Source organism: Polynucleobacter sp. 35-46-11 (genome assembly GCF_002281105.1).
In genome coordinates, this window is sequence record NZ_NCFJ01000280.1 from 1 (window position 1) to 3413 (window position 3413).

The window sequence follows — 3413 nt, forward strand, 5'->3', positions numbered from 1 at the left end:
GCCATAACGGTATCGCACCCTGATTCGGTGATGGCACTTACTAATGCCTCAGGCCCATAAAGAACTTGAGTCGTGATCTTTTTTGCTTGCAGGAGTTGAGTCAGTTTGGAGGCGCCCTCAGCGTCAGCCACTACTGCAATAGTTGGTTTGAACTCAATACATTGCTCAGCTAGACGCTCAATCTGTTTTGCAGCAGTCAAAGCGACCACCTTGAAGCGATCTGGATGCGCACGAATCACATCCAAAGTATTAACACCAATCGATCCCGTAGATCCGAGGATGGCAACTTGCTTAAGTGGCATCAAATCAATCCAGCTAGTAATGCAGCAATCGGCATTGTCGGGATGAGAGCATCAACCCGATCTAATACGCCACCATGGCCAGGCAACAAATGACTACTATCTTTGACTCCAGCTAAGCGCTTCAACTGAGACTCAAACAAATCACCGAAGACGCTGAACGCAGCTAACACGGTAACCATCAAGAACATCGGCACCCAACCAAATCGAATGGCCCAAGCACCAAACAAGGTATCAGCTAGAGGTAAATAGACTACGCATAAAAATGCATAAAGATAGCAAAGAACTAGGCCGCCCAGGGCTCCCTCAATCGACTTCCCTGGACTGATATTTACGGCCAACTTATGTTTACCAAAAGCCTTGCCAACAAAGTAAGCGCCGATATCGGCAACCCAAACTAAAGCCATGCTACTCAACAAAAAGACTAAGCCCAGCTCACGTAAGAAGACTAAGGCGAACCAAGTGGCCGGAAGAATGATCAAACCTAGAATGCTGTAGAAAGGTTTGAATTTTTGAAGGGAGAGGTTCATCCCTTTTGCCAAAATAAATGGTGCCAAAAAGAACCAAAACAGCACCGCCATCATGAGCAGAGAGAACTGCCATGAAATCGCCTGGGTGCCGAGTAAAAACAAAATGATGGCCAAACAAAAAGCGGCATAGAGCCATGCAGCCTTTTTTGCCTCAGGAGCGATCATGCGACTCCATTCCCAAGCAGCTACAACTAATGCGACGAGGAAAAATCCGCCCAAATAGATTGGGGGCAATAAAAATAAGATGGGCAATAGCACTGCCATCAAGATAGTGGCAGTAATGATTCGGGTTTTTAACATAAGGGAATAAGAGTACTTAGACTGCGTCGCTCAAAGGCTCGGAAGCTAGCTGAGCGCTCGTACGTCCGAAACGACGCTCGCGCTGACTAAACCAGTCAAACGCTTTATGTAATTCAGCCTCATCAAAATCAGGCCAAAGGATGTCCGTGAAATACAACTCGGTATACGCGAGTTGCCACAATAAGAAGTTGCTTACCCTTTGCTCACCACCAGTGCGAATGAACAAATCTGGTTCTGGAGCATAAGCCATGGATAAATGGGCTTGCAATAACTCCTCTGACACTTCCTCAGGCTTCAAACCAGGATTAGCAGCCAAACATTGGCGCATCGCCTGCAAAATATCCCAACGACCACCGTAGTTAGCGGCAATCGTAAAAGTGAGACTTTTGCAGCCAGCAGTTTTTTCTTCAGAGAATTGCACCATCTCCTGGATCGCAGAATCAAATCGGCTGAGATCACCAATAAGGCGTAAAGAGATATCGTTTTCAGCGAGACGAGTGACTTCGCTTTTTAATGACTTGAGAAACAACTTCATTAGAAAGCCCACCTCTTCCGGTGGGCGACGCCAATTTTCAGAGCTAAATGCAAATACAGTGAGGTATTCAACACCAAGACGGCGGCACTCTTGAACAATCTTCCGCACTGCGCCTAATCCCTCAGAGTGCCCTGCTACTCGCGGCATAAAACGCTTGCTGGCCCAGCGACCATTGCCATCCATGATGATGGCAACATGGCGAGGAATAGCGCTCACCTCTGGAACAACTAAGGTAGAGCTAGTGTGCTGGGTCATAAACCGAAGAATAAAAAAATGATCTGACGATTAAACCGTCATGATCTCTTTTTCTTTTTCAGAAACCAACTTATCAATCTCAACAACCGTGCGATCGGTCATCTTCTGAATATCATCAGTTGCACGACGCTCATCATCCTCTGAAATTTCTTTATCTTTAGTTAAGCGCTTCAGGTGCTCATTCGCATCACGGCGTAAATTGCGTACGGCGATTTTAGCGTCTTCACCCTCGTTCTTAACCACCTTAGTGAGGTCGCGACGACGCTCCTCTGTCAAAGCAGGCATTGGTACGCGAATCACTGTACCTTGGGAAGCTGGATTAAGACCTAGATCAGAATCGCGAATTGCTTTCTCAATTGCACCAACCATGGTCTTTTCAAATGGCTGAACGTTAATCGTTCTAGCATCAGCCAAACCTAAGCTAGCTACTTGACTTAGTGGCGTTGGATTACCGTAGTAATCCACTTGAATGTGCTCCAAAATTCCTGGGTTTGCACGGCCAGAACGAATCTTCGCCAAATTGGATTTCAAAGCCTCGAGAGACTTCTGCATCTTTTGATCGGTAGTGGTTTTAATTTCTGCTGCGGACATCAAGCCTCCTATTAAACGTGTACTAAAGTACCTTCAGATTCACCCTGAACCACGCGCATCAATGCGCCTGGCTTGAGAATTGAAAATACTTTGATTGGTAATTTACGATCACGACACAATGCAAAAGCAGTTGCATCCATTACTTGCAAGTTTTTGATGATGGCCTCATCAAAGGTAATTGTCTTGTACAGAGTAGCAGTTGGATCCTTCATTGGATCTGCACTGTAAATGCCATCAACCTTGGTAGCCTTCAGAACGATCTCCGCACCCATCTCAGCACCACGCAAAGCAGCTGCCGTGTCAGTAGTAAAAAATGGGTTGCCAGTACCCGCAGCAAAGATCACGACCTTACCCTCAGTCAATGCGCGAATTGCACGAGGACGAATATATGGCTCAACCACTTGATCCATTCTGAGAGCAGATTGCACGCGCGCTTCAACACCTTTTTGGCGCAAAGCATCCTGAAGTGCAAGGGAGTTCATCATGGTGGCAAGCATTCCCATGTAGTCAGCTGTTGCACGATCCATACCGGCTGCACCACCTGCTACACCGCGGAAGATGTTTCCACCACCAATAACAATGGCCAGCTGAACACCGCTGTTTACTACATCGGCAATTTCTTTCACCATGGAATCAATAGTGACTGGATTGATGCCAAAAGCATCATCCCCCATGAGGGCTTCACCAGAGAGTTTTAAGAGAACACGTTTGTAGGCTGGCATCGTTTTATTTTCCGTAATTTGCTAAGCAATTTACTTGCTTAGCTTATTGATCTTTAAGTACTTTTTAATATCTTGCCCAAATTATAAAGGGCTTGGCACAGATCAAACAAAAGGGCATAGAAACCGAGATTTCCATGCCCTTTTGGGTATGACAGCCTTACTGGGCAAGCCCAGCAGTTTT

Annotated in this window: 4 protein-coding genes and 1 pseudogene; all 5 read right to left on the bottom strand. The window is 46.2% G+C overall.

From position 1 onward, the window contains the following. Window positions 1–302: pseudogene (locus B7Y67_RS13450) on the bottom strand (1-deoxy-D-xylulose-5-phosphate reductoisomerase); the annotation flags it as partial. Next, complete coding sequence (locus tag B7Y67_RS13455; protein WP_293599091.1) at window positions 302–1129, bottom strand: phosphatidate cytidylyltransferase; 828 nt, start codon at window positions 1127–1129, stop codon at window positions 302–304. The pseudogene B7Y67_RS13450 and the gene B7Y67_RS13455, both read right to left, overlap by 1 nt. A 16-nt stretch (window positions 1130–1145) precedes the next feature. Next, entirely contained in the window at window positions 1146–1919 is a 774-nt protein-coding gene (gene uppS / locus B7Y67_RS13460; protein ID WP_293599092.1) for a polyprenyl diphosphate synthase, read from the bottom strand. A 30-nt stretch (window positions 1920–1949) separates the two neighbouring features. Then, window positions 1950–2510 (bottom strand): ribosome recycling factor, encoded by a 561-nt coding sequence (frr, locus tag B7Y67_RS13465; RefSeq protein WP_215301289.1) that lies wholly within the window; start codon window positions 2508–2510, stop codon window positions 1950–1952. 11 nt (window positions 2511–2521) lie between these two features. After that, the gene (gene pyrH / locus B7Y67_RS13470; RefSeq protein ID WP_215301291.1) at window positions 2522–3232 is read right to left on the bottom strand and encodes a UMP kinase; all 711 of its coding nucleotides are present in this window, start codon (window positions 3230–3232) and stop codon (window positions 2522–2524) included. Window positions 3233–3413 lie beyond the last annotated feature (181 nt).

Bases quoted from the DNA above. Each gene is read 5' to 3' on its own strand.
- B7Y67_RS13455 (WP_293599091.1), bottom strand. From the start codon at position 1,129: ATGTTAAAAACCCGAATCATTACTGCCACTATCTTGATGGCAGTGCTA.
- uppS (WP_293599092.1), bottom strand. From the start codon at position 1,919: ATGACCCAGCACACTAGCTCTACCTTAGTTGTTCCAGAGGTGAGCGCT.
- frr (WP_215301289.1), bottom strand. From the start codon at position 2,510: ATGTCCGCAGCAGAAATTAAAACCACTACCGATCAAAAGATGCAGAAG.
- pyrH (WP_215301291.1), bottom strand. From the start codon at position 3,232: ATGCCAGCCTACAAACGTGTTCTCTTAAAACTCTCTGGTGAAGCCCTC.